21 protein-coding genes are annotated in these 22783 nt (G+C 71.1%); 6 read left to right on the forward strand and 15 right to left on the reverse strand.

Features of this window, described 5'->3' with window-relative positions; all coding sequences use genetic code 11:
- Window positions 1-402: 402 nt before the first annotated feature.
- Together OHA73_RS09805 and OHA73_RS09810 are read right to left on the reverse strand one after the other, a co-directional pair.
- Window positions 403-2016, reverse strand: coding sequence for an amidohydrolase (locus OHA73_RS09805; RefSeq protein WP_327654870.1), 1614 nt, complete (start codon window positions 2014-2016; stop codon window positions 403-405).
- Window positions 2017-3076: 1060 nt separating this feature from the next.
- Window positions 3077-3517, reverse strand: coding sequence for an Lrp/AsnC family transcriptional regulator (locus OHA73_RS09810; RefSeq protein WP_266721955.1), 441 nt, complete (start codon window positions 3515-3517; stop codon window positions 3077-3079).
- Between the two features lie 233 nt (window positions 3518-3750).
- On the opposite strand from OHA73_RS09810, the gene OHA73_RS09815 reads away from it, so the two are divergent.
- Complete coding sequence (locus tag OHA73_RS09815; protein ID WP_327654871.1) at window positions 3751-4203, forward strand: hypothetical protein; 453 nt, start codon at window positions 3751-3753, stop codon at window positions 4201-4203.
- 4 nt (window positions 4204-4207) lie between these two features.
- Here the strand turns inward: OHA73_RS09815 and OHA73_RS09820 are convergent, their stop codons facing one another.
- Both OHA73_RS09820 and OHA73_RS09825 read right to left on the reverse strand, forming a co-directional pair.
- Window positions 4208-5326: a phosphotransferase family protein gene (locus tag OHA73_RS09820; RefSeq protein WP_327654872.1), complete on the reverse strand. Its 1119-nt coding sequence runs from the start codon at window positions 5324-5326 to the stop codon at window positions 4208-4210.
- 62 nt (window positions 5327-5388) lie between these two features.
- Window positions 5389-6462 (reverse strand): hypothetical protein, encoded by a 1074-nt coding sequence (locus OHA73_RS09825; protein WP_327658441.1) that lies wholly within the window; start codon window positions 6460-6462, stop codon window positions 5389-5391.
- 403 nt (window positions 6463-6865) lie between these two features.
- On the opposite strand from OHA73_RS09825, the gene OHA73_RS09830 reads away from it, so the two are divergent.
- Window positions 6866-7210: a hypothetical protein gene (locus OHA73_RS09830; protein WP_266721949.1), complete on the forward strand. Its 345-nt coding sequence runs from the start codon at window positions 6866-6868 to the stop codon at window positions 7208-7210.
- A 30-nt stretch (window positions 7211-7240) separates the two neighbouring features.
- Here the strand turns inward: OHA73_RS09830 and OHA73_RS09835 are convergent, their stop codons facing one another.
- A complete protein-coding gene (locus OHA73_RS09835) occupies window positions 7241-8410 on the reverse strand; it encodes an acyl-CoA dehydrogenase family protein (protein ID WP_266721947.1) in 1170 nt (389 codons plus the stop codon).
- A 309-nt stretch (window positions 8411-8719) separates the two neighbouring features.
- Here OHA73_RS09835 and OHA73_RS09840 point away from each other — a divergent pair, with 309 nt between their 5' ends.
- The gene (locus OHA73_RS09840; protein ID WP_267071165.1) at window positions 8720-9961 is read left to right on the forward strand and encodes a glycoside hydrolase family 18 protein; all 1242 of its coding nucleotides are present in this window, start codon (window positions 8720-8722) and stop codon (window positions 9959-9961) included.
- Window positions 9962-10080: 119 nt separating this feature from the next.
- Here OHA73_RS09840 and OHA73_RS09845 read toward each other — a convergent pair whose 3' ends face one another.
- Both OHA73_RS09845 and OHA73_RS09850 read right to left on the reverse strand, forming a co-directional pair.
- Complete coding sequence (locus OHA73_RS09845; protein ID WP_266721943.1) at window positions 10081-10710, reverse strand: TetR/AcrR family transcriptional regulator; 630 nt, start codon at window positions 10708-10710, stop codon at window positions 10081-10083.
- A 121-nt stretch (window positions 10711-10831) separates the two neighbouring features.
- Window positions 10832-10990, reverse strand: coding sequence for an SCO1431 family membrane protein (locus OHA73_RS09850; RefSeq protein WP_267071164.1), 159 nt, complete (start codon window positions 10988-10990; stop codon window positions 10832-10834).
- 210 nt (window positions 10991-11200) lie between these two features.
- Here OHA73_RS09850 and OHA73_RS09855 point away from each other — a divergent pair, with 210 nt between their 5' ends.
- The gene (locus OHA73_RS09855) at window positions 11201-12682 is read left to right on the forward strand and encodes a M1 family metallopeptidase (protein ID WP_327654873.1); all 1482 of its coding nucleotides are present in this window, start codon (window positions 11201-11203) and stop codon (window positions 12680-12682) included.
- 6 nt (window positions 12683-12688) lie between these two features.
- On the opposite strand, the gene OHA73_RS09860 is transcribed toward OHA73_RS09855, so the two are convergent.
- Window positions 12689-13183 carry a hypothetical protein gene (locus OHA73_RS09860; protein ID WP_266721937.1) on the reverse strand — a complete coding sequence of 165 codons (495 nt, stop codon included), beginning with the start codon at window positions 13181-13183 and terminating at the stop codon, window positions 12689-12691.
- Window positions 13184-13268: 85 nt separating this feature from the next.
- Window positions 13269-14651, reverse strand: coding sequence for a peptidase C39 family protein (locus tag OHA73_RS09865; RefSeq protein ID WP_327654874.1), 1383 nt, complete (start codon window positions 14649-14651; stop codon window positions 13269-13271).
- Between the two features lie 204 nt (window positions 14652-14855).
- Here OHA73_RS09865 and OHA73_RS09870 point away from each other — a divergent pair, with 204 nt between their 5' ends.
- Entirely contained in the window at window positions 14856-15497 is a 642-nt protein-coding gene (locus tag OHA73_RS09870) for a uridine kinase family protein (protein WP_327654875.1), read from the forward strand.
- A gap of 407 nt (window positions 15498-15904) precedes the next feature.
- Window positions 15905-17767, forward strand: coding sequence for an AAA family ATPase (locus OHA73_RS09875; RefSeq protein ID WP_267071159.1), 1863 nt, complete (start codon window positions 15905-15907; stop codon window positions 17765-17767).
- Between the two features lie 31 nt (window positions 17768-17798).
- Here OHA73_RS09875 and OHA73_RS09880 read toward each other — a convergent pair whose 3' ends face one another.
- The 6 genes from OHA73_RS09880 to ribH form a co-directional block, all read right to left on the reverse strand.
- Window positions 17799-18875, reverse strand: coding sequence for a hemolysin family protein (locus tag OHA73_RS09880; RefSeq protein ID WP_266721899.1), 1077 nt, complete (start codon window positions 18873-18875; stop codon window positions 17799-17801).
- A 49-nt stretch (window positions 18876-18924) separates the two neighbouring features.
- Window positions 18925-20262, reverse strand: coding sequence for a hemolysin family protein (locus OHA73_RS09885; RefSeq protein WP_327654876.1), 1338 nt, complete (start codon window positions 20260-20262; stop codon window positions 18925-18927).
- A gap of 277 nt (window positions 20263-20539) precedes the next feature.
- Window positions 20540-20989: a PH domain-containing protein gene (locus OHA73_RS09890; RefSeq protein ID WP_327654877.1), complete on the reverse strand. Its 450-nt coding sequence runs from the start codon at window positions 20987-20989 to the stop codon at window positions 20540-20542.
- Between the two features lie 11 nt (window positions 20990-21000).
- A complete protein-coding gene (gene hisG / locus OHA73_RS09895) occupies window positions 21001-21849 on the reverse strand; it encodes an ATP phosphoribosyltransferase (protein WP_266721893.1) in 849 nt (282 codons plus the stop codon).
- Between the two features lie 58 nt (window positions 21850-21907).
- Window positions 21908-22180, reverse strand: coding sequence for a phosphoribosyl-ATP diphosphatase (locus tag OHA73_RS09900; RefSeq protein WP_266721891.1), 273 nt, complete (start codon window positions 22178-22180; stop codon window positions 21908-21910).
- 83 nt (window positions 22181-22263) lie between these two features.
- Window positions 22264-22749: a 6,7-dimethyl-8-ribityllumazine synthase gene (ribH, locus tag OHA73_RS09905; protein WP_266721889.1), complete on the reverse strand. Its 486-nt coding sequence runs from the start codon at window positions 22747-22749 to the stop codon at window positions 22264-22266.
- Window positions 22750-22783: the final 34 nt, after the last annotated feature.

A 22783-nucleotide genomic window follows, 5' to 3' on the forward strand; every position in this document is an offset into this window, starting at 1 on the left:
GCGGATCGGGGCCGGGCGTCCTTCGGGCCGACCTGGGGCCCGCTGGCTGCGGGTCGACCTAAAGCCGTTGTCTACTGAACGCCCGGGCCCCACCCGGGTCGCACCTGGCCGACCGGCCGGAACGTTCCAGCGCCCCGTGGCGCGGGCGCTGGGCCTGGCTCCCAGTGGTGGTACGCCGGTGCGGCGCACCACCCCCTGACCCAGCTGCGTTCTACGAATGCCTGGACTTCCCCGGTCGTACCTGGAGGTGGTGGACCCGGCCGAACCTACCCGTCGACCGCCGCGCCTTGTCAACAGGCGTTCGACCTGCGGCTCTCTTCGAACTCCGCTGGTCAGCGCAGAGGATTCGCAGGTCGCACGGGACCGTGCCGCGGCAAGATCGAAGCCGTGGCGCCCCGGTTATCACTCGTCCGGCCCTACGAAGACCGTCTGACCGAAGACCACCGTCCGCAGGCAGACCGGGAGTTGGACTCCCGGGGAGAGGTCCGGCAGGCCGGGCGTTCCGGAGCGCGGATCGGTCGACCAGCGGGCCACCCGGTCGTCCGGTGCCTGCACGACGAGTTCGTCCGTGCGCCAGACGGCGTAGTCGGCGGGGGCACCCGGGACGAGGATGCCCGCGTCGTCGCGGCCGACGGCGCGCCAGCCCCCGCGCGTGTGGGCGGTGAACGCGGCGCGTACGGAGACGCGGTGTTCGGGCGTCCTGTGGAAGGCGGCGGCGCGGATCGTGCCCCACGGGTCGAGCGGGGTGACCGGGCTGTCGGAGCCGAAGGCGAGCGGGACGCCGGCCTTCAGGAGGGCCGAGTACGGGTTGAGGGTGCGCGCCCGCTCGACACCGAGCCGGTCGGCGTACATGCCGTCCTCACCGCCCCACAGGGCGTCGAAGGCGGGCTGTACGGAGGCGGTGAGGCCGAACTCCGCGAAGGCGGCGACAGTTTCAGGGGTGAGCATCTCGGCGTGCTCGACACGGTGCCTGGCCGCGCGCACGCGCGCGAGGCCGACCTTTTCGGCGGCGGCGCGCATGCCGTCGACCACGGCGGTGACGGCGGCGTCCCCGATGGCGTGGAAACCGGCCTGGAGGCCGGACTCCGTACAGGCGACTACATGGGCGGCGATCTCTTCGGCCGACATGTAGGCGGTGCCGTTGTGCGACGCGTCTACGTAGGGCTCGTGCAGGCACGCCGTGTGGGAGCCCAGTGCGCCGTCGACGAACAGGTCGCCCGCGGCGCCCAGCGCGCCGAGTGCGCGGGCGCGCTGGATGTCGCGGTCCGCCCAGTAGCCGGCGACGCGCGGGCCCGGCTCGGAGCGGGCGAGGTCGAGCAGACCGGTGAAGTCGTCCTCGGAGGAGATGTCGGGGCCCGCGCACTCGTGGACCGAACCGATGCCGAGCGACGCGGCGTGCTTCAGCGCGGCGCGCTGGGCTTCCGTACGTTGCTGGGGGCCCACGGCGGCGAACGCGGCGGCGCGCACGGCGTGGTGGGCGTCGCGGGTCAGGGGGCCCTCGGGGGCGAATCCGGGGCGGTCCGCGATGCCGGGGACGAGGCCGAGGAGGGCGGTGCTGACGGCGGCCGAGTGCACGTCGATACGGGAGAGGTAGAGCGGCCGGCCGGCCGTGGCCTCGTCGAGTTCGGCGCGGGTGAGGGGGGTGCGGTCGGGCCAGCGGGCGGCGTCCCAGCCGTGACCGAGGAGGACGCGGTCGGTGGGGTTGGCCGCGGCGTGTTCCCGTACGAGGGTCAGGGCTTCGGTGCGGGTGCGGGCGGCCGTGAGGTCGAGGCCGGTCAGGGCGAGGCCGGTCGACGTGGTGTGGACGTGGGCGTCGGTGAACGCGGGGGTCACCAGGGCGCCGTCGAGGTCGATCACCTCGTCCACGCCGTCCGTGAACGCGTCCGCCGCGCCCTCCGAGCCGACCCAGGCGATGTGGCCGGCCTCCACGACCATGGCGGTGGCGAAGGGGTCGGCCGGGCTGTGGATCTCGCCTCGACGCAGGAGAACGGTGCGGGGGGTGGGGGGCGTGCTCATGGTGACAGTTTCCCGTGTCCGTGGGGTGGGGTGTGCCGCGGGGTGGTCGACGTCGGCTTTCCTACCCGTGCGGGGGCGGCGCCTGCCGGGATCGTGGCGCGGGGGCGGGGTTCCCCTGCCCGTGCCGGGGTGGGCGCCTGACGGGATCGTGGCGCGGGACGGGGGTCCCCAACCCGTGCCGGGGTGGGCGCCTGCTGGGATCGTGGCCCGGGACGGGGGTCCAGGGGTTCGCCGGGGTGGCGCCCTCCGTCATGCCGCGCGGCACGGGGGTCCAGGGCGTTGCCGTAGCCGGGGCCGTCGTCGCGTTGCGCGGCACCGTGCGCCGCCTTGCCCACCCTGCCGCCCAAGGCGGCAGATTGCCCAAGGCGGGGGCGGCGTCGACCGCACACGGGTGGGGAACCGTGGCCGGCGGCAGACTGCCCAGGCGGGGGCAGCGTCGACCGCACACGGGTGGGGAACCGTGGCCGGCGGCAGACTGCCCAGGCGGGGGCAGCGTCGACCGCACACGGGTGGGGAACCGTGGCCGGCGGCAGACTGCCCAGGCGGGGGCGGCGTCGACCGCACACGGGTGGGGAGCCGTGGCCGGCGGCAGATGGCACGAGGCGGGTCGCCGTCGACCGCTACGGACGGGGAGCCGTGGTCGGCGGCGGATGGGCCAGGGCGAGGTGCGGTCCTCGTCGGGCCGACGCCCCCGGAGGGGGCGGGTGGGTGGGAGATGGGCGGGAGCCGGGCCATTGCCTGCGGGCCGGCGGGCCACTCAAGCTCCCGCGGCGGGTGGCCAACTCAAGCCCCGCTCTGGGACGAAACTCGCGGGGCCCGGGGCGGAGCCCCGAGTCCGTAACGCCGGTTCGGCACGATCAGCCCCGCCGGCGATTGAGGCGCGGGGGCCGGGGCGGAGCCCCGTGGCGTGAGGCCGGTCGACCGCAACAGGCGGAGAGGCGCTGGACCGGCGGGCCGCAGAGGTCCGGCACCGCACCACCGGAACGGTCGTGTCGCCCCAGACCAGACCCACCTCACCGGCCAGGCCCCCCGGTCCCGCCGAGCCGCCCAGGCCCGCCCCCTAAACCCGCGGAGGCCTCGCCTCGTACGGTGTGGAGAGGACCACCGTCGTGCGGGTGGAGACGCCGGCCAGGGAGCGGACTCGGGCCAGGAGGTTTTCCAGCTCGTGGGGGGTCTCGACCCGGACCTTGAGGATGTAGTTCTCGTCGCCGGCCACGCTGTGGCACGCCTCGATCTCGGGGACACCCGCGAGGCGCTCCGCGATGTCGTCGGGGGCGCTCGGGTCGAACGGCTTCACCGAGATGAACGCGGTGAGCGGCAGGCCGACCGACTCCGGGTCGACGACCGCGGCGTAGCCCCGGATCACGCCACGCTGTTCGAGGCGGCGCACCCGCTGGTGCACCGCGGACGTGGACAGGCCCGTGGCCTTGCCCAGGTCGGTGTAGCTCATCCGCCCGTCCGTGACGAGCAGCTGCACAATCTGTCGGTCGAGCTCCTCCATGCCGCTGAACCTACCCGTCCCTTGATCCTCACGGATACCTGAAGGAACGAGATGGGCGATACGTCTACCGCCGGGCGGGCAAGTCCATTCGACATGTGACGAACACCACAGGACTCGGGCCGTGTCCACCGGCATGGAGTGATTACCTCGACGAACAGCCGGGAAATGCTTGCTGTGGCCGAGGCCGCCACTCATGGACATCAGCGGCCGGCCCACCCGAGGGGGAGAATCCCATGCAGAGTGTGAAGCGTTCCGGACGTCCTGGCGCGCGCGGCCGCCAGCAGGCGATCGCAGAGCCCCAGCCGGAGGGCGTCGAACCCGACGCCTTCGACGCGGCCGGGGACGAGGGGGACGAGTACGACACGTTCGAGATGTACCGGGTGGCCTGCCCCGACTGCGGCAAGGCCATCGCCCTCCTCGCGGAGGAGGACGTACTGCCGGAGCACGCCCATGTGACGTCGCCGTGGGACCCGTTCGGGCTCACCGTCTGCGTCGGCAGCGGCAGGACCGTCACGGAGGCCCTGCCCACGGACGACCTGGTGGGTACCCAAGAGCAGGCCACCGCGCTCCTGTTGACGCTCCCTCAGGGGCTCGACTGGCGTACGCAGCCCTTCTCGCACGCCGGAGGCGCCGGCTCGCGCCCCATCCGGATGCCCGACCAGCCCTACCGCCGAGCCGCCGCCTGACCCGCTACGACCGGTCGGCCCAGTAACTGCCCCGCACCATGGCCCGCAAGCTGTCGTGGTGCAGGATCAGTGTGTCCGGGTCCGCGGGCTCGGTGGCCTCACCGAAGTGGATCTGCCGGTAGGCGACGCGGAGCATCACGGTCGCGTGCCGCAGGGCCGCGTAGAGCGTGTAGAACTCCATGTCGCGCGGGGTGTGGCCGGTGAGCCGGGCGTAGCGCGCCTCGACGCGGTCGCGGCGCAGGAAGTCCGGCAGGCCGCGCTGCCCGAAGGCCTCGGTCAGGTCCTGGAAGAAGCGGTGCAGATACACCGTCCAGCCGAGGTCGACCTCGCGCGGAGCGAGCGAGGCCATCTCCCAGTCGAGGACGGCGGCGGGCGCGAACCCGTCCTGCTCGTAGATGATGTTGCCGATGCGGGCATCGCCCCAGTTGAGGACCGCGGGGCCGGGCTCCCGCGGCCACATCTCCTCCAGGCGCGCGAAGGCGCTCTCTATGAGGGGCGAAGGGCTGCGGCCGTCCACCACCCAGGCGTAGTAGGCGCGTTGGGCATCCACGTGTCGGCGCAGCGGGCTTCCCTCGCCGGGCAGTTCCAGGAAGGACGCCTCGGCCGCCGGCACGCCGTCGTGCAACCGTGCCAGCACGTGGACGCTCGCGTCCTCCAGGCGTTCCCGCTCGTCGCCGGTCGCCTCGTGCAGCCAATTCCCCTCGTACGTATAGGGCATGACGTCGGGCGGCACGCGGCCCGCCACCCGTTCCATGACGAAGAACGGGGCGCCGAGCGGTCCCGCGTCCTCCTCCAGCCACAGCACGCGCGGCACCGGAAGCCCGGTGCGCTCGGCCGCGAGCCGCATCGTCCGGTACTGGCGCGGCATGTCGTACACCGGGAAGATCGTGTACGCGGACGGGTCCGCGGCCAGCCGCAATGCACAGGCACGTATGGGTGGTTCGGGGTGCTCGATGTCGAAGAGCAGGGTCTCGCTCGACATGCCGTTGGACTCGGGGACGGTGACGTTCACCGCCTTCGCTCCCGGCAGCCGGCGCCCCAGCCAGGCGGTGAGGCGCCGGGACACCTCCTCGGGTTCACGGGTGGATGTGCGGGGCCTGGGCTGTCGGGGTGTTGTCGCCATCGCCGAACTCCCTCTCCGTGAAGGGTGGTTACGAACTCTCAGTGGCTACGAACGCTCAGTGGTTACGAACGCTCCGGGGCCACCGAGTCGAAGCCCGTGAAGCCGCTCGGATCGTGGCGGCCGAAGGAGCCGTGCTCGAAGATGCCGTGCCCGACCTGCCCGTTGAGGGTGAAGCGCGCCGCGTGGTCGATGACCCCGAACGCGGCCCGGGGGTGGGCCGCCGAGTCCGCCAGGTCGTACGTCCGCCGCTCGCACCAGTCGTGGCCGCGCCAGGTCCCGTGCTGCCAGTCGTCGGCCGGCGGATAGCCCGCGCCGACGGCGAGCGGGGAGGAGGCGAGGATCTCGACGCCCACGTCGAGCGGCTTGCGGTCGACCGGGTCCATGAGGTGGATGACCGCGCGCTCGGGGTGGCGGGTGCCGGGGCGGTACGTGATGTCGGTCTGGGGCCAGCCGAGTTGGCGGTCGCGGTGGCCCTCGCGGACGACCGTTGCGTCGTTCAGCGTGCGGTAGCCGTCGGCGTCCTCCTGGGTGATCACCATGAGGAAGCGGTCGTCGAAGCGGATCGGCGCCCAGATCCAGTGGAAGCCCTCGGTGGGGTACTCCTGCGCGAGCCGGCCACCCTCCTCCCCCGGCACCGGCCGCACGCCCCAGCTCCGGTCCCGGGTCCCGGTCCAGTCGCTCAGCCGGATCTCCCGGCCCCCGATCCGCAGCCACCCGTCGCACCGCCCGGCCTGCACGAACCGCTTGCCCTCAAGGGTGAGCCGCGGCCCCTTGCGCTGCGTGCGGTGCGGCTCCCACAGGGCCGGGAAGTCGGCGCTCCAGTTGATCTCGTACGAGAGTCCCTCGGGGTCGTCCGGGTCGGCGGCGCAGGACAGAATGAAGTCCTTGAGCGGGCGCTCGACCATGATGTGCAGCGGTCCGACGCGCATGTTCATCCGCGTGTCCTCGCTCAGGGCGTCGGAGGCGCGGACCGCGTGGAGCGTGTCACCGACGCGCAAGGTGGCGTAGGCGTCGATCACACCCAGGTTCGGGTAGACCCCGAGGCCGAGGATGAGCAGGAACTGTCCTGTGGGGTCGAAGACATGGAAGATGCAGCGGTCGTAGGCGTTGCGGTCGCTGGTGGCGACGTGCTTCATCGACAGCGGGACCTGGTGAACGGGCCACTCGTCGAAGGCGACGGGGCGGTCGGCGGCCTCGTTTGCGGACACGGCAAACCTCCCTGGGCGCACGGCGGTTGACGTCGCCCGGAGGGGTGCAGCCTGCCCGGCGGCGGAGTTGACGGTACGTCAGCTCGGCAATGCTGGCCAGATGTTCGACCGGCCCATGCCACGCGTATGGGTATGTCGTGAACTGACGCTCGAATTCGTCAACCAGTGACCTCGCCGATCCCCCTTTCGTTGAATCGGCATGACCTCGACGCAGACCTCGGCACCTGCGCCCACGGGACGACGCAGGCGCATCCTCGTACCGGTTACCGCAGAATCGGTTCACCAGGGCCGACAGTCCCCCACGTCCCACCCGCTCCCCCAGGGTCAGCAGGTGCCACAGGAACAGCAGTCCCAGCAAACGTCACAGGTTCAGCGCACCCCCAGGGCCGCCCAGACCCCGCGGCCCTCGACGCCCCCGGCCGTAGGGCCCCCGGGGCCTCCCGCGCTCCAGCCCGCGGGGCCGCAGCCGCTCCCCCGGCCGCAGCAGGCCCGGCCGCCGCACCCGCAGCCGCCCCAGCCGCGCCTGCACAACCCGCCGATCTACCAGGCGATGGTCGCGGCCTGGACCGAGCGCGGCAGGACGCTGCCGGGGCGCGAGGACCCGGAGTGGGCGCGGCTGATCGCGCCCACCGTGCGCACCGGGCAGTTCAGCGCGATGCAGAGCACCCGGCAGTAGGTCCCGCGGCGTCGCGGGGCTGGGCGCTACCTACTGCCGGCCCCTCTCAGGACCGGCGAGGTGACGGGCGATGACCATGCGCTGGATCTGATTGGTGCCCTCGACGATCTGGAGCACCTTCGCCTCGCGCATCATGCGCTCCACGGGGAAGTCGGCCGTGTAGCCGTACCCCCCGAGGACCTGCACCGCGTCCGTGGTGACCTTCATCGCGGCGTCCGTGCACAGCAGCTTCGCCATGGCGGCCTGCTTGGAGAAGGGCCTGCCCGCGTCCCGCAGCCGGGCCGCCGACAGATACAGGGCGCGGCCCGCCTCTATCTGTGTGGCCATGTCCGCGAGCATGAAGCGCAATCCCTGGAAGTCCGCGATGGGCCGGCCGAACTGGGCGCGCCCCTTCGCGTACTCCACCGCCGCGTCGAGCGCGGCCTGCGCGACGCCGACCGCGCAGGCCGCGATCCCGAGGCGGCCCGAGTCGAGCGCCGAGAGGGCGATCTGGAAGCCCTGCCCCTCGTCCCCGAGGCGGCGCGCGTCGCTCACCCGCACCCCGTCCAGGTGGATCTGGGCGGTGGGCGAGCCCTTCATGCCCATCTTCTTCTCGGGCACCGCCGCGCTCAGCCCCGCCGCGTCACCGGGCACCAGGAACGCCGTGATGCCGTGCGCACCCTCACCGCCGGTGCGGGCCAGGACCGTGTAGAAGTCGGCCACTCCGCCGTGGGTGATCCAGGCCTTCGTCCCCGTGAGCACCCACGCGTCGTCCTCGCGGACCGCCTTGGTGCGCAGGGACGCCGCGTCGGAGCCCGAGGACGGCTCGGAGAGGCAGTAGGCCCCGAGCAGGCCGCCGCCCAGCATGTCGGGCAGGTGCTCGGTGCGCTGCTGTTTCGTGCCGAAGTTCGCGAGGGCGTGGCAGGACAGCGAGTGCACGCTGACGCCGAGGCCCACCGTGAGGCGGGCGGCCGCGAGTTCCTCCAGGACCTGGAGATAGACCTCGTAGGGCTGCTCGCCGCCGCCGAACTCGGCGTCGTACGGCAGTCCGAGCAGTCCCGACTCGGAGAGGAGCTTGAAGATCTCGCGCGGGAAGCGGCCCGCCTCCTCGTCCTCGGCCGCGCGCGGGGCGATCTCCCGCTGCGCGATGTCGCGGACGAGCCGCAGCAGATCCTGAGCTTCGTCCGTCGGCAGCTGACGCTCTACTCCTGGCTCCGGCATGGCGACGCTCTCCTCTCTGGGCGGGCGCTGCGGCGGCGACCGCCGGGTGGGCGGGCGTCGCCGGATGGTCACTGCCGGGCCGATGCTGCCCTTCCGGATCACGGAAAGCGCAGACCAAGCGGCCGCGGCGTGTTGAGTATTCCCGATCCGGAGCGCCCCGTCACCAGTTAACGACCGCTTACTCCAAGTTTTTCTGCGGCAGCGGAATTGGTTCGGACCATTGACCCCACTGGTCTAGTCCTTCTAAGGTGCGGCGCGCAGGTCCACAGCACGATCCCCCCAAGCTCCCCTCCCCCACGAGGAGACACGATGCTCAGACCGCACCTCCCCCGTAGAGGCCTCAAGGGCCTCCTCTCCGCCGCATGTTGCGCCGTTCTCGGCGCGGGGCTGCTCGCCGGAGCGGGCAGCGCCGCCGCACAGCAGCAGGCCGACACCGAGCCGAAAGCGGCCGGCTCGAAGGTCGTCGGATACTTCACCGAGTGGGGTGTCTACGACCGGAACTACCACGTCAAGAACATCGAGACCTCGGGCTCCGCCGACAAGCTCACGCACATCAACTACTCCTTCGGCAACGTCCAGGGCGGCAAGTGCGCGATGGGCGACTCCTACGCCGCGACCGACAAGGCGTACACGGCCGATCAGTCCGTGGACGGTGTCGCCGACACCTGGGACCAGCCGCTGCGCGGCAACTTCAACCAGCTCCTGAAGCTGAAGAAGAAGCATCCGGAGCTCAAGATCCTGTGGTCCTTCGGTGGTTGGACCTGGTCCGGCGGGTTCGGCGAGGCCGCCAAGGACCCGGCCGCGTTCGCCCAGTCCTGCTACGACCTGGTCGAGAACTCCAAGTGGGCCGATGTCTTCGACGGCATCGACATCGACTGGGAGTACCCGAACGCCTGCGGCCTCACCTGTGACACCAGCGGGCGCGACGCCTACAAGAACCTGATGTCGGCGCTGCGTTCGAAGTTCGGCGGCGACTACCTGATCACCTCGGCCATTCCGGCCGACGCCTCCGAGGGCGGCAAGCTGGACGCCGCCGACTACGCGGGCGCCGCCCAGTACGTCGACTGGTACAACCCGATGACGTACGACTTCTTCGGTGCCTGGGACGCGAAGGGGCCCACCGCCCCGCACTCGCCGCTGACCTCGTACGACGGGATCCCGAAGGCGGGTTGGGACACCTCGGCCACCATCGCGAAGCTCAAGGCGATGGGCGTGCCCGCCTCCAAGCTGCTGCTCGGGATCGGCTTCTACGGGCGCGGCTGGACCGGCGTCACGCAGGACGCTCCCGGTGGCACGGCGACCGGGCCCGCGGCCGGCAAGTACGAGCAGGGAATCGACGACTACAAGGAGCTCAAGAGCAAGTGCCCGGCCACCGGCACGGTCGGCGGCACCGCGTACGCGCACTGCGGGAACGACTGGTGGAGCTACGACACCCCGGGGACCATCGCCGGGAAGATGGACTACAAGAACCAGCAGGGCCTCGGCGGCACCTTCTTCTGGGAGCTGTCCGGGGACACCTCGAACGGTGAACTGATCAAGGCGATCAACTAACCCCCCAGCCCCACGGAAATCGGCCTGCCCTACGGCGATCAGTCGGCCCCACAGGCACCCCCCACAGGCACCCCCCCCCACACGCTCCCCTGGCCGCACGCGCGCGTACGTGCGCGTGGTCAGGGGAGCACTGGCGCGGGGTACGAGGGTTCGAACTCCTCGATCACCCGCAGGGTTTCGCCGAGCGTGCGCACCAACAGGGCGCGCACCGTGTCCCGTTCGAGTTCGTGGTGGCCGATCCAGTCGAGCGTGATGCCCTCGACGCTGCACAGCCAGCCGAGCAGCGCGGTCCGTGCGAGTCGCGGCACCTGCGAAGTCCCGTACGCGGCCCGGGCGATGGTGGCGATCAGCGCGTCGCGCACCCCGTCCCTGATGGCCTGCACCTGGGCGTCGAAGCCCACGCCACCCGTGACGATCGTGCGGTACGCCGCCTGGTTCCGCTCCGCGTAGCGCAGATAGCCCTCCACCGTGCGGTGCACCCGCTCCACGGGGGCCAGGTCGCCGACACTGCTCGCGCCGTCGACGAGTTCACCGACGGACTCCTCGATGATCGCCAGGTAGTAGCCGCGCTTGGAGTCGAAGTAGTAGTAGATCAACCCCTTGGCCACGCCCGCGTGCTGCGCTATGTCGTCCATGGACAGCGCGTCGTAGGACGTGTCGGCGAACAACTTCCGTCCGATGGCGATGAGTTCGGCGCGGCGGGTGGCGGAGCGTTCGCTGCCGCGCACCCGCTGGTGGCTAGTGTTCAATTCCGGCCCTGGTCTCGGACTCCGTGCGAATGCCGCAGTATGGCACTTTCCGAGGCGCCCTCACGCCTGCGCGGCTAGGGCCGTGGTGGTGCGTGTCACGTCGGGGTGGGCGACGGACCGGTCACATCAGGCCGAGCTGTGTGACGAGCATCGCGAGGACCACGACGAAGGTCCAGCCCAGGACGTGTTCGAGGATCTTCGGCCCGTTGTCATCGGGCCCGCCGGTGCGGGTGCGGGTGCGCGTGGCGGCGGTGGAAGCGGTGGCGGAATGTGCGGTCATGGATGTCTCGCTCGGGTCGAGGTTCGCGGTGCTGGTCCTGACTCCCCCGGCTGCGCCCTGGACCCGACGACGGGCCCAGCCCCTTGTGGCGCCTTCTCCACCTTGCCATCGGATCGCTGTCGTGCCGCCGAGACCTTGGTCACGCACAACCGGGCCGCCGTGTCGTGCGTCCCACACTGCGACGCGTTCCGTCCGACCGGAAGGTTCCCGATGAGCAGGTACCGGACATCACGCCGCAGAACCCGTCTCGTCCTCGCCGCGGCGATCACCGTCACCGCGGCGCTGACCGGCCCGGCGGCCGTCTCCCGGGCGGCGACCGACACCGCGACGCCGGGCGCCGCGGGCCTCGGCGACCCGATGTTCCCGCTCGACGGGAACGGGGGCTACACCGTGCGCCACTACACGCTGGACTTCGACTGGCGGGCGCCGAGGACCCCGTTCGCCGCCTCCACCACCGTCAAGGCCACGGCGACGCAGGCGCTGTCCCGCTTCGACCTCGACTTCGCCGGGAACGAGCTGCACTCGGTGACCGTGAACGGCCGCGCCGCGCAGACCCGGCGCGAGGGCGACGAGCTGATCGTCACGCCCGCCTCACCCATCCCCAAGGGCGGTTCCTTCACCGTGAAGGTCGGGTACACCGCCGACCCGACGCAGGTGCGCCACCGCGACGACGCGATCGAGGACTACGGCTGGATCCCGACGCCCGACGGGACGGTTCTGTACCCGCAGCCCAACGGCGCCAAGATGATCTTCCCGTCCAATGACCACCCGAGCCGGCGCGCCCCCGTCACGTTCCGCGTGACGACCCCGGCCGACCGCACGGCCGTCGCGAACGGGCGCCTCGTCGACCGCACCGAGCGGAGCGACGGGCGGGTCCGCTGGACGTACGACTCCGAGCAGCCGATCGCGACGCAGCTGGTCCAACTGGCCATCGGTAGGTTCACGTTGATCGACAGCAAGGGTCCTGGCGGGCTGCCGCTGCGCGACGTCGTGCCGGACGCGCTCGTGGCGCCGACCAAGCAGTACCGCGACCTGACACCCGATCATCTGGCTTGGCTCCAGCAGAAGTTGGGCCCCTATCCGTTCAACCGGTACGGCGTCCTCGTCGGCGACACGGACCTCGCGGTGGCCCTGGAGACGCAGACGCTGTCGCTCGTGCCGAAGGCGGACCTGCTCGGCACGAAGGTCGACGCCGAGCGCAATCTCGTCCATGAGCTGGCCCACCAGTGGCTCGGCGACAGCGTCGGCATCGCCACCTGGTCCGACCTGTGGCTGAGCGAGGGCCACGCCCGCTTCTACGAGCGCTGGTACTCCGAGGAGCACGGCGGCGACAGCTTCGAGGCCGCGATGAAGACGGCGTACGAGAACCACGACCAGTGGCGCCACGACGCCGGCGCCCCCGCCGAGCCCACGGAGCCGAACCTCTTCAAGCGGATGCGCTACGACGGTTCGGCGCTCGTCCTGTACGCGCTGCGCGAGCAGGTCGGCGCGGAGACCTTCGCGAAGATCGAGCGGGCGTGGGTCAGTCAGTACCGCGGGAAGACGGCGTCGACGGCCGACTACATCGCGCTCGCCTCGAAGGTCGCGGGCCACGACCTGAAGGGCTTCCTGCGACCGTGGCTGTACGGCTCCAGGACCCCGCCGATGCCGGGCCATCCCGACTGGGTGGTGAACCCGGTCGTCACCGGCTGAGCCGCGTCACCGGCCGGCGACCCGCTCGTACACGACCCCGAAGTCCGTCTGCCACGCCTCTCCGTCCTTCGACGCCTCCCAGGCACCCGTGAGCGTGTCCCCCGACGCGTCGAACCGGGCGGAGAAGCGCTGGTGGAAGTCCGGAGCGGACCGCCAGATCCGCAACTCCCCGTCGGTCAGGCGCAGCCCGTACACGCGCGAGACGCCGCGCCCGTCGGCGTAGAGCATCGTGAAGCGCCCGGCGGCGTCGTCGTATCCGATGTGGGCGACGGTCGGGAACGGGTGGTGTTCGCGCCAGCCCTCCGGCAGGGCGGCCGCGGTGTCCGGCGCGAGGTCGGCGCGCTGCACGAGGAAACCGCCGTCGGGCGTGCGCGCGTACGAGGTCGGGATCGGTCCGATCCGGCCGCCGGGAGCGCCCTCGACGAGTGCCCACTGCCGCCACTCGCCGAGGAGCGGGTCCAGCGTGGCCAGGGCCGGGTGGTTCGTGTTCTGCTGCCGCATGGTGTCTCCGTGGTCTCCTCACAGGGGTGCCCCTTCACATGAGGAGACCACGGCGGGCGGTCCGATTCATCGGTCCGCGCGGCGATCAGCGCACGCCCACCGCCGCCAGCGCCTTGCGCTGCTTCTCGGTCGGGGCGGCCGGGAAGTACAGGTAGCAGACGCCGCCGGTGCCGGAGACGACCTTGTTGTCGGCGTTGTAGCGCTTGGTGCGCAGCCAGATGTTTTCCCACTCGCGCCTCTTGTAGACGCGGCGGACCGCGGCGTCGCTGGGAGAGGCCGGGTCGTTGGCGATCACGTCGCCGCCGGCGGTGAAGCCGATGACCGTCATCAGGTGTCCCGAGGTGCCGTAGCCCGCGCCGGTCAGCTCCTCCTTGAGGAACGACTGGGACGTTATGGCCGGGATACCGGCCGCGATCAGCTTCTCCAGGTCGGCGAGGGAGGAGAGGCGGGTGACGACGCCCTGAAGGTCCTTGTACGTCGCCGCGTACGCCGCGTTGAACGGCCAGTTGCCGCAGCCCTCGTACTGGTAGTCATACGTATGACGTGCCGCGTGACAGACCTGCGGATCGGCGTACGACGGGTCCACCCAGGCCAGTTGCGCGGGCGTCGGCTTCCGGCCCCAGTACTCGATGATCATCTGCGAGGACGTGGGGCTGCACCAGGCCTCTCCCCCGTTGTCGTACTCGGGGTACTGGCCGACGTGGATGTTCTGGGAGTAGCGCGGGACCTTCAGCTCCTTGGCGAGGCCCGGCTTGGACGCGGGGACCGTGAAGCGGTCCGGGACGTCCGAGCCCATGGCGCCCAGGCGCCACACCGTGGGCGCCGCCTTCGAACCCGGTGCGCGCAGCAGGGTCAGGCGCAGCTGGTAGGAGACCAGGCGCAGGCCCGAGGCCGCGTCGTCGATGGAGAACGTGTCCGTCCAGATGCTCGACTTCCCGTCCGACTGGTCGTCCACGGACGTGCGGCGGATGTCGGCGTCCTTGTCGTCGCCCGCTGTCCAGCGGCCCATGACGTACCAGGGGGTCGTGGCGCCGTCCGTGTAGGTGCCCTGGAGTTCGATCTGGATCCAGGTGCCCTTCGGGGTGTGCGCGTTCCAGGACGCGATGACCTCGGTGGCGGGGGCCGAGAGCGCGTGGACCGGGGAGAGCCACTCGGCGTACTCCCACTGGGCCTTCTTCTTCAGATGCGGATCGGTGTACGTCGTCGTGCCGGCGGGCGCGCCGATCGTCACGCCGGGGCGCGCGCCGCTCACGACGCGCGTGCCGTGCGCGGTGCCGGAGCGCCAGTCGGCGGACGACGTCCAGGTGTGGTTGTCCACGAGGCGGTTCACGGCGCCCTTCCGCGCGGAGTGTGCGGGCGTGGCGGCGCGCGCTGCGCCCGTCGCGGCCGTCGTGGCGAGCGCGACGCCCGCGGCCGCCGCGAGAACGGTTCTCCGGGAGAGCGGGGACGGGGTTTCGGGTCGGGTCATCGGCTGATCCCTCGGTCGTCGGTTCTGACGGACGTGACGGAGACGGAGACTGACGTGACAGGGTGCGCCAACTATGGCCGCCGGGGCGGGATTTCCACCAGCGTTTCGCAGCGGGGCACCAGCACGAATATTGGTCTTCACCACTGGCATGACCTGCGGCGGCGTGCGCGAAACCGATCCGGGCGGCGTCGTACCCTTGCGGCCGTGAGCTACCACCATGTGCCCCTCGCCGACTGCGCCGACCGGATCCGCCGACTGCCGCCCTCCTGCGGCCCCGTGCGGCTCGTCGGCATCGACGGGCACGCGGGTTCCGGCAAGTCGACCTTCGCGGTGCGGCTCGCGGAGGCGCTCGGCGGGGCGCCGGTCCTGCGGATCGACGACCTCGCGAGCCACGACGCGCTCTTCGGCTGGACCGAGCGGCTGCGCGCCCAGGTCCTCGCTCCGCTCTCCCGCGGCGAGGCCGCGTGCTACGAGACGTACGACTGGAACGCCCGCCGCTACACCGCCGCGCGCGAACTGCCGCCCGCGGACGTCGTCCTGATCGAGGGCGTAGGGGCGGGGCGGGGCGAACTTCGGCCGGAACTCGCGATGTTGCTGTGGCTCGACATGCCCGGCGAGGCGGCGTGGGCACGAGGGCGGGCGCGGGACGGCGAGGCGCAGCGGGAGTTCTGGGACGGCTGGATCCCAGCGGAGCGGGAGCACTTCAAAGAGAACCCTTCCCTCCCCTTCGCACACCTTTTGGTACGCGAGTGTCCAGAGGGATATGAGATGCGGGAAGGGCCTCGTGGGATCCCAACCTTGAAGGGGTCCATCACTCACAGTGATGGACCGCCAGCGGTCCGGTGAACCTATGGAAACGGCCTTCCGCCACTTTCCGCGAGAGCTCCAACTCTGCTTGACCGAGGGGCCGTACAGGACTTACGTTCTCAATGTGCGGCCTTTCGGGACCGCCTACAGACGCGAAGCCCCCGGTTGTTCCCCCGTGATCGGGGGCTTCGTTCTGCCCTCAACGCCCCTTCCCGGGCGCACCGAGGCGTCCTTCGCTCACCCTCGGTCACCATTCGGCACCACGCTCACCTGCGCCGAATCCCCCCGCCCCGACCCCGATCCGACCGGGTCGCGCCCTACGGTCGAGCTCACCCCCGCAGGTACGATGCCCTCGGTGCGGTCTACGGACGGCTCGCTGTCCGCATCGTGACAACTCCCGTCCATGACAGAGCGGTTCATCGGGGGCACGGCTTGTGGGGGACGTGATGAACTTCGGCACCGGTGCACAGGCCGGCCCGGCCGACCTCGCCTGGCTGCGAGGCGTCGACGCCTACACCATGGGTGCGTATCCGCAGGCGGAGGACGAATTCCGCACGGCGGTACGGATGGACCCGGGGATGGCCGACGGCTGGCTCGGGCTGCACGCCTTGCGCGTCGACACGACGACGGCGCTGCTGCGTATGTTCCGGCACCGCGACCGGTTCGGTGAGCAGCGCATGCGCCACCGGCGCACGCTCAACTCCTGGTACTGGCTGGGCTGGTGGGTGCAGCCGGTGCTCGAGCACCCGCGCGACCTGCTGCTCGCGCACGCCTCGCACTGGCTGGACGGGCGCCATGTCCCGGACCTGGACCGGGCGTTGGCGACCCTGCCGCCGTTCGACGCGGATCCACAGGTGCGGTTCCTGCACGCCTGCCGCTCGTACCTGGTGAAGGACTGGGATCAACTGGTCCGGCACACCGACCCGTTGACCGACGACCCGATGCTCGGCATCGAGGCCGGTCTCTTCGGCGGCATGGCCCGGGTGCGCCTGGAGATGTACGGGCAGGCGGAGCCGCTGCTCTCCTCGGCCCTGATGCGCTGTCGCAGCGAGCAGCCGCAGCGCAAGGAGCTGCGCTACTGGCTGGCCAGGGCCCATGAGGGCACCGGACGTTCGGCAGCCGCGCTCCCTCTGTACCGGGCGGTGCACCGGGTCGACCCCGCCTTCATGGACACCTCCGCGCGGCTCGCGGCGATCGCCGAGGGGGACGGGTACGGGGACTTCGGCGACGGGTCGGACCTCGCACCCCTGTCCATGACGGGGTATCAGGACGGGCCCGAAGGTGACATCGGCGATCCGCTGTACGAGAGCGACGGGCGGGATCTGAAGGTCACCGACCCCGATCTGCCGCCTCCCGGTGGCTCGGCCGCCGACGACGCCGACATGGTGCGGGAGAAGGCCGTGGTGCCGGTGCCCGCGCCGCCGCCGGCCAGCAGCACGGATCCGGTGCTCCTGGAGGAGGCGCTCAGCGAACTGGAGCGGATGGTGGGCCTGGAGCCCGTGAAGCGCCAAGTGAAGGCGCTGTCCGCCCAGTTGAACATGGCGCGGCTGCGGTCCAGCCAGGGGCTTCCGGTCCAGCCGCCGAAACGGCACTTCGTGTTCTCCGGGCCCTCGGGTACGGGCAAGACGACCGTGGCGCGGATCCTGGGGCGGGTCTTCTACGCGCTCGGGCTGCTGGGAGGCGACCATCTGGTCGAGGCGCAGCGGGCGGACCTGGTGGGCGAGTATCTGGGGCAGACGGCCGTGAAGGCGAATGAACTCATCGACTCGGCGCTCGGTGGGGTGCTGTTCGTCGACGAGGCGTACGCGCTGTCCAACTCCGGCTACGGGAAGGGCGACGCGTACGGCGACGAGGCGCTTCAGGTGCTGCTGAAGCGGGCGGAGGACAACCGGGATCACCTGGTCGTGATCCTCGCCGGGTACCCGGAGGGGATGGACCGGCTGCTCGCCGCCAACCCCGGGCTTTCGTCGCGGTTCACGTCGCGGGTCGACTTCCCGTCGTACCGGCCGCTCGAACTCACCTCCATCGGCGAGGTGTTGGCCGCGGAGAACGGGGACGTGTGGGACGAGGAGGCGCGGGACGAGCTCCGCTCGATCGCCGGGCATGTGGTGGACCAGGGGTGGATCGACGAGCTCGGGAACGGGCGGTTCCTGCGGACGCTGTACGAGAAGTCGTGTGCGTATCGCGATTTGCGGTTGACCGGATATGCGGTCGAGCCCACTCGGGATGACCTGGCGACGTTGCGGTTGCCGGACCTGATGCAGGCGTATGGAGAGGTGTTGTCGGGGCGGGGGCCGTCCGCCGGGTGACGCGGTGGCGGACGGCTCCCGCCCGGAAAAGTTACGCCAGTGCCCCCTCGCGCTTTCGGGCCTCCGGGACTCGTGGGCTCTCCCGATGGGCCGGGTCGTTGACCTCGCCGACCAGGAGTTCCAGGACGTCCTCCAGGGCGACCAGGCCGAGTACGCGGCCGGAGGCGTCCGCGACCTTGGCCAGGTGGGTGGCGGCGCGGCGCATCACCGTGAGGGCGTCGTCCAGCGGGAGTTCGGACCGCAGCGTGGCCATGGGGCGCCAGAGCTGCTGCGGTACCGCGCGGTCCATGTCGGGGCCGTCGATCAGGTCGAGGACGTCCTTCACGTGGAGATAGCCCATGAACGCGCCGTCCTCGGAGCAGAGCGGAAAGCGCGAGTAGCCCGTGCGGGCCGTGAGCCCGATGATCTCGGCCGGCGTGACCGCGGGGCCGACCGTCACCAGGGAGGCGCGGTCGATCAGGACGTCCGTCACCGGGCGGGAGCCCAGTTCCAGGGCGTCCTCCAGGCGCTCCTGCTCCTCGGGGGCGAGGAGACCCGCCTGACCCGAGTCCTCCACGAGACGGTTGAGCTGCTCGCTCGTGAAGACCGCCTCCACCTCGTCCTTGGGCTCGACCCGGAAGGCCTTGAGGATCAGACGGGCGCACGCGCCGAGCGCGATCGTGACCGGCTTGCAGAGGCGGGCGAAGGCGACGAGGCCGGGGCTGAACCACAGCGCCGTCTTCTCCGGCGCCGCCATCGCCAGGTTCTTCGGGACCATCTCGCCGATGACGAGGTGGAAGAAGACCACGGCCGCGAGCGCGATCACGTACCCGAGCGGGTGGATCATGCCGTGCGGGACGTGGGCCGCCTCGAAGACGGGCTCCAGGAGGTGGGCCACGGTCGGTTCGGCCACCGCGCCCAGGGTCAGCGAGCAGACGGTGATGCCGAACTGGGCCGCCGCCATCATCTGCGGCAGGTGCTCCAGGCCGTACAGGACCTGCTTGGCCCGCTTGCCCGGGATGGGTTCGATCTGGCTTCGGCGGACCGACACGAGAGCGAACTCCGCGCCGACGAAGAAGCCGTTGGCGAGGACCAGCAGGGCCGCGAAGACGAGCTGAAGAACACTCATGAGCGCAGCTCATTCCTTGGAAGGGCGGCGGTGGGAGACGGGAGGGAGCTCATCGGGCCGCCTCCAGGACGGGCGTGGGCGCGTCGGCGGTCTTCACGAGGCGAACGCGCTCTGCCCGGTAGTGGTCCACCGCTCGCACCGACAGGCGCCAGCCGGGGAGTTCGGCCTTGTCGCCGGGGGCCGGGATGCGGCCCAGGAGATCGGCGACGAGCCCCGCCACCGTCTCGTACGGGCCCTCGGGGACGTCGAGGCCTATCCGGCGCAGGATGTCGACGCGGCAGCTGCCGTCGGCGTCCCAGGCCGGGCGGCCGTCCTCGGACGGGGCGACCGCCAGTTCGGGGAGGTCGAGGCCGTCGTGCTCGTCGCGGACCTCGCCGACGAGCTCCTCCACGATGTCCTCCAGGGTGACGACCCCGGCCGTGCCGCCGTACTCGTCGACGACGACGGCGATCGGCTGCTCGCTGCGCAGCCGGGCCAGCAAGGGCTGTACGGGGAGGGTCTCGGGGACCAGCAGCGGGGGTTGCGCGATGCGGCCGACCGGCGTGCGCAGCCGTTCGTGCGCGGGCATCGCGAGGGCGTCCTTGAGGTGGACCATGCCGATGATCTCGTCGATCCGCTCCCGGTAGACCGGGAAGCGGGACAGGCCCGTGGCGCGGGTCAGGTTGACCACGTCCTCGGCGGTCGCGGACGCCTGTAGCGCGCTGACCTTCACGCGCGGCGTCATGACGTGCTGCGCGGTCAGCTCGGCGAGCGACAGGGTCCGTACGAAGAGGTCGGCCGTGTCCTGTTCGAGGGCGCCCGCCTGCGCGGAGTGCCGGGCCAGGGAGACCAGTTCGCCCGGGGTGCGGGCAGAGGCGAGTTCATCGGCGGGCTCGACGCCGAGCGCGCGCACGATGCGGTTCGCCACGGCGTTGAGCAGGGCGATGACCGGCCGGAACAGGCGGGAGAAGGCGTGCTGCGGGCCGGCCACGAATCGGGCGACCTGCAGCGGCTTCGACACCGCCCAGTTCTTCGGCACGAGTTCGCCGATCACCATCTGCACGGCGGCGGCAAGCAGCATGCCGACGACGACCGCGATGCCGCCGGCGGCGCCGTCGGGGATGCCGACGGCGGCAAAGGGGCCGCGCAGCAGTTCGGCGAGGGCCGGTTCGGCGAGCATGCCGACGACCAGTGAGGTGATGGTGATGCCGAGCTGGGTGCCGGAGAGCTGGAAGGACAGCTGCTTGAGGGCGTTCACGACCGTGCGGGCGCGTTTGTCGCCCGCGGCCGCGGCCTTCTCGGCGTCGGGGCGCTCCACGGTGACGAGGCCGAATTCGGCCGCCACGAAGAAGCCGTTGGCGAGGATCAGGAGGAAAGCGGCCGCAAGGAGCAGCAACGGGATGGTCATGCCGCCGCCTCCGGGGACATCGGCGCGCGGGGCGTGCCGTGTCGGGAGGGGGCGGCGCAGGTACTACCGGACGATCCGTCCATCGCTGGAGGGAGTCACTCCTCGGTTCGCAGGAGCCCTTGGCTCCGCCGGGTGGCGGGGTGAGGGCGGGGCGGCACTTGTGGCGCGCCCCGGGACCAGGTTAATCAAGCCGGGGGGCGATGTGTCAGGGGCTACTCGTCCCGGAGTCGGTGGCACCGGGGTTGACGTCGCGGGGCTCTGCCCCGGACCCCGCGCCTCAATCGCCGGCGGGGCTTGACTGGTGTGCCGCTTCCGTCAGGGCGCGGAGCGCCTTTGCGTCGCGGATGGCGGACTGTTTGGCCATGCCGGGCTGGATGCCCATGGCGGCCATGCTGGTGCCGTCGGTGAGGTCGAGGAAGACCCAGGGGTCGCCGGGGCGCAGATTGACCTTGACGATCTCCGCCCAGGACAGCCGGCGGCTGCGCGCCACGTTGACGACCGTGACGCCCTCGGTATCGGCGACGACCTTGGGACGGGCCAGCAGCCAGAGCACGCCCCAGAAGAGCGCCCCGGTGAAGACGAAGCTGACCTTCTCCCCCGGGCTCAGGCCGCCGAGCAGCAGCGCGACGATCGTGATCACCACGAAGGACGCGGCGCCGAGCGTGTGCAGGACCGCGCGGGTGCGGCCCGGCCGGAAGGTGACGGGCAGGCTGGGCTGGTCGGACATGGTGGACGTCCTCAGAGGCGGCAGGCGTGGATGGCCGTGGTGAGGATGGCCCGCGCGCCGAGGGCGTACAGGTCGTCCATGATGCGCTGCGCGCCCTTGGCCGGGACCATCGCGCGGACGGCGACCCAGCCCTCGTTGTGCAGCGGGGAAATGGTCGGCGACTCCAGGCCGGGCGTCAGGGCGACGGCCTTCTCCAGGTGCTCGGCGCGGCAGTCGTAGTCCATCATCACGTACGTCCGGGCGACGAGGACGCCCTGAAGGCGGCGCAGGAACTGCTGCACCTTCGGGTCGTCCGTCGTCTCGCCCTTGCGGCGGATGACGCAGGCCTCGGAGCGCATGATCGGCTCACCGAAGACCTCCAGGCCGGCGTTCCGAAGGGACGTGCCCGTCTCGACGACGTCCGCGATGGCCTCGGCGACACCGAGCTCGATGGCGGTCTCGACGGCGCCGTCGAGGTGCACGACGTTGGCCTCCACGCCGCGCTCGGCGAGGTACTTGCCGACGATGCCCTCGTAGGAGGTGGCGATCGTCTTGCCCGCGAGGTCCGCGAGGTCCTTCACGGCGCCCGGACGCGAGGCGAAGCGGAACGTGGAGCGGGCGAAGCCGAGCGGCAGGATCGTCTCGGCGTCGGCGCCGGAGTCGATCAGCAGGTCCTCGCCGGTGATGCCGATGTCGAGCTTGCCCGAGGACACGTAGATCGCGATGTCCTTGGGGCGCAGGTAGAAGAACTCGACCTCGTTGTCCGGGTCGACCGTGACGAGTTCCTTGGACTCCTTGCGCTGCCGGTATCCGGCCTCATGCAGCATGTCCGACGCAGGCCCTGAGAGTGAACCCTTGTTGGGGACGGCGATGCGCAGCATGAGGTCGGATTCCTTTGCGTAAGGGGTGAGTTGCGGATGGGGTGGTGGGTACGCGGGCTTAAAGGTGCGCGTACACGTCGTCGAGGGAGATGCCGCGGGCGACCATCATCACCTGCACGTGGTAGAGCAGCTGCGAGATCTCCTCGGCGGCTGCCTCCTTGCCCTCGTGCTCGGCGGCCATCCAGACTTCGGCGGCCTCCTCGACGACCTTCTTGCCGATGGCATGGACGCCCTTGTCGACCAGTTCAGCGGTGCGGGAAGTGGCGGGGTCGCCGTTGGCTGCCTTGTGCTGGAGCTCGGTGAAGAGCTCCTCGAACGTCTTATTGGACATGGTGGCGTCTACTTTACGCGTCTGGGAATGAGGGGCGCGCAGCGCCTTCCTTGAAAGGGCGGTGGCGGGAGACGGGCGGGACGTCAGCGCCAGGGCTCGGCGATGGTGCGCAGCGTGGTGGCGGTGGCGACGGCCGCGGTGACCGCCTCGTGCCCCTTGTCCTCGTTGGAGCCCTCGATGCCGGCCCTGTCGAGCGCCTGCTCCTCGGTGTCGCAGGTCAGGACGCCGAAGCCGATGGGGACGCCGGTGTCGACGGTGACCTGGGTGAGGCCGTTCGTCACGCCCTGGCAGACGTACTCGAAGTGCGGGGTGCCGCCGCGGATGACGACGCCGAGCGCGACGATCGCGTCGTAGCCGCGGCCCGCGAGGACCTTCGCGACGACCGGGAGCTCGAAGCTGCCGGGGACGCGCAGGAGGGTGGGCTCGCTGATGCCCAGCTCGTTCAGGGCGCGCAGGGCGCCGTCCACGAGTCCGTCCATGACCTGCTCGTGCCACTGGGCCGCGATGACGGCGACGCGCAGGTCGCCGCAGTTCTTCACGCTCAGTTCAGGTGCACCCTTGCCGCTCACGCGCTTCTCCTCGTACGTACGTCGTTCGAAATGG

This window comes from Streptomyces sp. NBC_00483 (assembly GCF_036013745.1).
In the GTDB taxonomy this organism is placed as follows: domain Bacteria; phylum Actinomycetota; class Actinomycetes; order Streptomycetales; family Streptomycetaceae; genus Streptomyces.